Origin of the sequence: Pseudomonas onubensis (assembly GCF_965653655.1) — a bacterium.
In the GTDB taxonomy this organism is placed as follows: Bacteria; Pseudomonadota; Gammaproteobacteria; order Pseudomonadales; family Pseudomonadaceae; genus Aquipseudomonas.
Genome location: NZ_CBFHAZ010000189.1, coordinates 1 through 3255 on the forward strand (window position 1 = coordinate 1; position 3255 = coordinate 3255).

The 3255-nt window shown below is 56.1% G+C and carries 1 protein-coding gene; it reads left to right on the forward strand.

What is annotated here, in order from left to right:
- A partial coding sequence (locus tag ACTD9P_RS29425; protein ID WP_438870394.1) for an immunoglobulin-like domain-containing protein occupies nucleotides 1-3255 on the forward strand: 3255 nt, incomplete at both ends.

Sequence of the window (3255 nt, forward strand, 5' to 3'; positions counted from 1 at the left end):
TGACCGTCACTCTCGATAACGGCCAGACCATCACCATCGGCGTTAATCAGTCCAGCGGCAACGTCACAGTTGTAGCTCCGGATGACGTGTACAAGGGCGACCAAACCGTCACTACCGCTATCACTAATGTGACTGGCGGTGAGCACTTCGAAAACTTGGTGCCAGGCACAACGCCTGTCAGCACTACCGTTACCGATACTCCGGGTACCGATAACACCACTACCGTTACGCTGACAGCTCCATCTGCAGTGAACGAAGGCGGTCAGATTACGTACACCGCTACGCTTTCCAATAAAGCGGGCACTGACGTAACCCTGAAGCTGGATAACGGTTCGAGCATCACCATCAAAGCTGGTGAAACCGTTGGCTCCGTGACTGTTGCGGCGCCAAGCGATGACGTGTTCATCGACAAGAGCACTCAGACCGTCAAGATCACTGACACCACTGGCGGTAACTTCGAGAAGCTGGAAGTGGCTGGTGATGGTGCAACTACGACCATCAACGACACTATCGACAAAGTGGATGTGGTGCTGACTGCCACCACCACAGTGGGCGAAGGCGGCAACATCATCTACACCGCCAGCCTTGTGGATAAAAACGGCGCGGCAGTGACTAACATCACCAACCCGTTGACCGTCACTCTCGATAACGGCCAGACCATCACCATCGGCGTTAATCAGTCCAGCGGCAACGTCACAGTTGTAGCTCCGGATGACGTGTACAAGGGCGACCAAACCGTCACTACCGCTATCACTAACGTGACCGGCGGTGAGCACTTCGAAAACTTGGTGCCAGGTACTACGCCTGTTAGCACCACCGTCACGGATACTCCGGGTACTGATAACACCACTACCGTGACACTGACGGCTCCGTCTGAAGTGAATGAGGGTGGTCAAATCACCTACACCGCCACCTTGAGCAACAAGGCCGGTACTGACGTCACGTTGAAGTTGGACAATGGCTCGAGCATCACCATCAAGGCTGGCGACACCGTCGGTTCCGTGACTGTTGCAGCGCCTGGCGATGACGTGTTTATCGATAAGAGCACTCAGACGGTCAAGATCACTGACACTGCTGGCGGCAACTTCGAGAAACTGGAAGTGGCTGGTGATGGTGCAACTACGACCATCAACGACACCATAGACAAAGTAGATGTAGTCCTGACCGCCACCACTACCGTGGGCGAAGGCGGCAACATCATCTACACCGCCAGCCTTGTGGACAAAAACGGCGCGGCAGTGACCAACATCACCAACCCGCTGACCGTGACCTTGGATAATGGACAAACCATCACCATCGGTGTGAACCAGTCCAGCGGTACCGTCACTACCGTCGCTCCAAACGACGTATACAAAGGCGACCAGACCGTTACCACCGCTATCAAAGGCGTAACTGGCGGCGAGCACTTCGAAAACCTGGTGCCAGGTACTACGCCTGTTAGCACAACAGTGACTGACACACCGGGTACTGCGGATACCACGACCGTAACGTTGACTGCACCAAGCGAAGTTAACGAAGGTGGCCAGATCACCTACACCGCGACGCTCTCCAATAAAGCGGGTACTGACGTCACGCTGAAATTGGATAACGGTTCGAGCATCACCATCAAAGCTGGGGACACTATTGGTTCCGTGACTGTTGCAGCGCCAAGTGATGACGTGTTCATCGACAAGAGCACTCAGACGGTCAAGATCACTGACACCACTGGCGGCAACTTCGAGAAACTGGAAGTTGCAGGCAACGGCGCAACCACGACAATCAACGACACCATCGACAAAGTGGATGTGGTTCTGACCGCAACGACCACAGTGGGCGAAGGCGGCAACATCATCTACACCGCCAGCCTTGTGGACAAAAACGGCGCGGCAGTGACCAACATCACCAACCCGCTGACCGTGACCTTGGATAATGGACAAACCATCACCATCGGTGTGAACCAGTCCAGCGGTACCGTCACTACCGTCGCTCCAAACGACGTATACAAAGGCGACCAGACCGTTACCACCGCTATCAAAGGCGTAACTGGCGGCGAGCACTTCGAAAACCTGGTGCCAGGTACTACGCCTGTTAGCACAACAGTGACTGACACACCGGGTACTGCGGATACCACGACCGTAACGTTGACTGCACCAAGCGAAGTTAACGAAGGTGGCCAGATCACCTACACCGCGACGCTCTCCAATAAAGCGGGTACTGACGTCACGCTGAAATTGGATAACGGTTCGAGCATCACCATCAAAGCTGGGGACACCGTTGGCTCTGTGACTGTTGCGGCGCCTGGCGATGACGTGTTCATCGACAAGAGCACCCAGACCGTCAAGATCACTGATACCACTGGCGGTAACTTCGAGAAATTGGAAGTTGCAGGCAACGGCGCGACCACGACGATCAACGACACCATCGACAAAGTGGATGTAGTCCTGACCGCCACCACCACCGTTGGCGAAGGCGGCAACATCATCTACACCGCCAGCCTTGTGGACAAAAACGGCGCGGCAGTGACCAACATCACCAACCCGCTGACCGTGACCCTGGACAACGGCAAAACCATCACCATCGGTGTGAACCAATCCAGCGGCACCGTCACCGTCGTAGCACCTAACGACGTGTACAAAGGCGACCAGACCGTTACCACCGCCATCACTAACGTGACCGGCGGCGCGCACTTCGAGAACCTGGTGCCGGGCACTACGCCTGTTAACACCACAGTGACTGATACCCCAGGCACCACCGATCTCACCAGCGTCACGCTGACCGCACCAAATGCCGTCAACGAAGGCGGCACCATCACCTACACCGCCACCTTGAGCAACAAGGCCGGCACCGACATGGTCGTCACGCTGGATAACGGCTCAAGCATCACCATCAAGCAAGGTGCGACCGCAGGCTCTGTGACTGTTGCCGCGCCTGGCGATGACGTGTTCATCGACAAGAGCACCCAGACCGTCAAGATCACCGGTACCACCGGCGGTAACTTCGAAGGCGTGACCATCACTCCAGGCGGCGCGACCACGACGATCAACGACACCATCGATAAAGTGGATGTGGTTCTGACCGCGACCACCACCGTTGGCGAAGGCGGCAACATCATCTACACCGCCAGCCTTGTGGATAAAAACGGCGCGCTGGTGACCAACATCACCAACCCGCTGACCGTGACCCTGGACAACGGCAAAACCATCACCATCGGTGTGAACCAATCCAGCGGCACCGTCACCGTCGTAGCACCTAACGACGTGTACAAAGGCGACCAGA